This is a genomic window from Trichococcus sp. K1Tr, from assembly GCF_028309625.1.
Taxonomy (GTDB): Bacteria; Bacillota; Bacilli; order Lactobacillales; family Aerococcaceae; genus Trichococcus.
The window spans coordinates 1,468-4,078 of the sequence record NZ_JAQMHR010000020.1; the positions used below are offsets into that span (position 1 = coordinate 1,468).

The 2,611-nt window shown below is 32.5% G+C and carries 3 protein-coding genes; 2 read left to right on the forward strand and 1 reads right to left on the reverse strand.

Going from position 1 to position 2,611, the window contains the following annotated elements; translation table 11 throughout:
* Positions 1 to 286: 286 nt before the first annotated feature.
* Positions 287 to 1,407, reverse strand: a protein-coding gene (locus PH235_RS14435) for an IS3 family transposase (RefSeq protein ID WP_139325296.1) whose coding sequence is annotated in 2 segments (ribosomal slippage) — positions 287 to 1,158 and positions 1,158 to 1,407 — 1,122 coding nt in all. Because the reading frame shifts where the segments join, the coding sequence is not laid out codon by codon here.
* Between the two features lie 237 nt (positions 1,408 to 1,644).
* Between PH235_RS14435 and PH235_RS14440 the strand changes: the two genes are divergently transcribed.
* Positions 1,645 to 1,998 carry a hypothetical protein gene (locus PH235_RS14440; protein ID WP_272162954.1) on the forward strand — a complete coding sequence of 118 codons (354 nt, stop codon included), beginning with the start codon at positions 1,645 to 1,647 and terminating at the stop codon, positions 1,996 to 1,998.
* Between the two features lie 292 nt (positions 1,999 to 2,290).
* A partial coding sequence (locus PH235_RS14445) for a helix-turn-helix domain-containing protein (RefSeq protein WP_272162955.1) occupies positions 2,291 to 2,611 on the forward strand: 321 nt, incomplete at its 3' end.

The window sequence follows — 2,611 nt, forward strand, 5'->3', positions numbered from 1 at the left end:
CTTTTCTTCTGGTTTTGTTTCGTTTGATTGTTTGTCACTCATTTGACAGCCACCTAAAATCAGGCTACTGAGAACTATGGCTAGCGTTTTTTTTGTTTTTATATGCATAGTTCTCCTCCTAATTTTTAGCACTTATGTACCTTTCTTTTATGGTATCAACATGTATAGAGATTGTTATTTAAGCTATCTCCCTAATAGTTCACTAAACCCAACCTTAATGATTTGCTCATCTTAAATTTCAATTATAAGCGTAAGATTTGTATCAAACTGGTATGTCAACACTAAACTAGACAATTTTCTTAAGGTGTCTATGCTTGTAATCAATTGGGCTTGCATATCCAAGGGTTCCATGAATTCGGATGTTATTAAACCAGTGAACATAGTCCTGAAATTCCCTCGTTAATTCTGCTAAACTATTAAAATGTCTTCCTTTCACAAACTCTGTTTTGATAATTTTAAAAGTCGCTTCGGCTACTGCATTATCATATGGGCAGCCCTTCATACTTAAGGATCGCTGGATATTAAATGTCTTTAAAGCATCATCAATCAGTTTATTTTTAAATTCATTTCCACGATCCGTATGAAAAAGCTGTATCTTATTAAGATCGACTTTGATAGAAGCTAATGCACGATAAACGAGTAATGCACCTTTGTTTGGTCCTGTGCTAAAACCCACAATTTCTCGATTAAAGAGATCAACAAAGACACATACGTAGTTCCATTTTTGATTCACTCTTACGTATGTTAAATCGCTTACGATTGCGGTCATTTCTTGTTCCTGGGCGAACTCACGATTCAGCTCATTCTTCTGTTCTGATTCATTACACGATTTTGCATGTGGTTTAAATTGGGCGATTGTATATGAAGAAACAAGGCCCTGCTCCTGCATGATGCGTCCAATTCTTCGTCTAGACACGATAAGACCACGCTTTTTCAATTCAACTTTGATTTTTCGTGTTCCATAATTTTGACGGCTTGCGTGAAAAATTTCGACCACATCAGAGACAACGGGATCCTCTGCTCTTCTTTCTTTTGCTTCATAATAATAGACGCTTCTAGGGATTTGTAGGACTTTGCACATTGCTGATATCGAGTATTTGTGTTGGTTATTCTTAATTACATTTACTTTCGTCCTAGTATCAGCGCGGCTTGCTTTAAAATGTCATTTTCCATTTCTAGTTGCTTATTTCTTTTTCGGAGTTCTATCAATTCCTTTTGTTCATCTGTTAAATTATCTTTCTCCTTAAAAGAACCTGACCTTTGACTCTGGCCCACCCACTTATCTAAAGAGGAAGGAGTTAGGTCATATTCACGAATAATCTCTTTTCTTGGTTTTCCATTTTGGTATAGCTGCACCATCTGTTGCTTGAAATCTTCAGTAAATGTTCGGCGTTCTCTTTTGGCCATGTAGATTCTCCTCAAATGTATTATCTGTAGTCTACTTGACCTTAAAAATTCTGTCCAACTAAGTGTAGCCTATCCAAACATTATAATGCCCTTCTTAACGAAATAAAAGAATATTACATATACAGAAATAATTTAGATTATGTAAAAAAGCGTATGTTTAGTAGTCTTTCAACTAAAAAGGTAAAAAAGAAGGGGAAAATAATAGATGTACCTAGGATTGATGTAATTATATTATATATGAAATATACAAAAGGACCTGATGAAAGTTTAAAACAGGCTAAAAAGAGTGCACTGTATTTAGAAATGATAGGGAATTTTTTGAGTAGTGAAAAATTTAAAGACGAAGAAATTTGTATAGTATACGATGATTTTGAAGATAAAGCTTTTAAAAAAGGTATTAGGGATTTAGCAAACTCCCATCCTAATCTGGTAGAAATAAGCTCAGGAAAATCGAATGAAGTAAAAGAGTTACAGATTGCAGATGTGTGTGTAGGATCTTACCGAAGAAAATTAAATAACGATGATAAAAATAATAACTTTGGTCATATTGAAGATTTGGTTCACGTATTTGAATATGAAAAAACTTATTGATTAACAAAAATAAAAGTAGTAATTCTATAGGCTTTTGCGTTAACGCCACACCCCGACCTAATGCCCAGGAAGCCTAGTAGCAATTACTACTGTGTTAATAATGTTATCAATTTCTAAATACAATATAACACTTTTTTTAAAAACGACAAAATGAAAAAGTTCGTTTAATTATGTGGTCAAAAATTTGCCACTTACGCAAACAAATTATATATATTTATTATATATATAATAAATATATATAATTTGTTTGCGTTTAGTTATGTGGCTAAAAAATTGCCATGAGGTGGTAAAAATGGATAAAATAAATAACCTTTCTAACAAAAAAAAAGCACAGCTATACAGAGATAATTATAAAAACTGGAAAGAGTATGGTTTAGAAAATAATGGCTTTTTTATAATTTTTAACGGCATTTTAGAACATAAAAAGTTAAAAAAAATCAGTGGGAATGCTCTTAGATTATATATATATTTAGGTATTTATTCTAAAAATATGACAGGTGAAGTTTGGCACTCTAATCAGAGAATAGCTGAGTATTTCGGAAAGTCAGAAAGAACAATCCGAGGCTGGATGAAAGAACTTGAGGATATTAACTTAATAAAGAGAATGAGGTTA

What these genes read in the sequence shown, in the direction of transcription:
- PH235_RS14440 (WP_272162954.1), top strand. Translation starts at nt 1,645, where the DNA reads ATGAAATATACAAAAGGACCTGATGAAAGTTTAAAACAGGCTAAAAAG.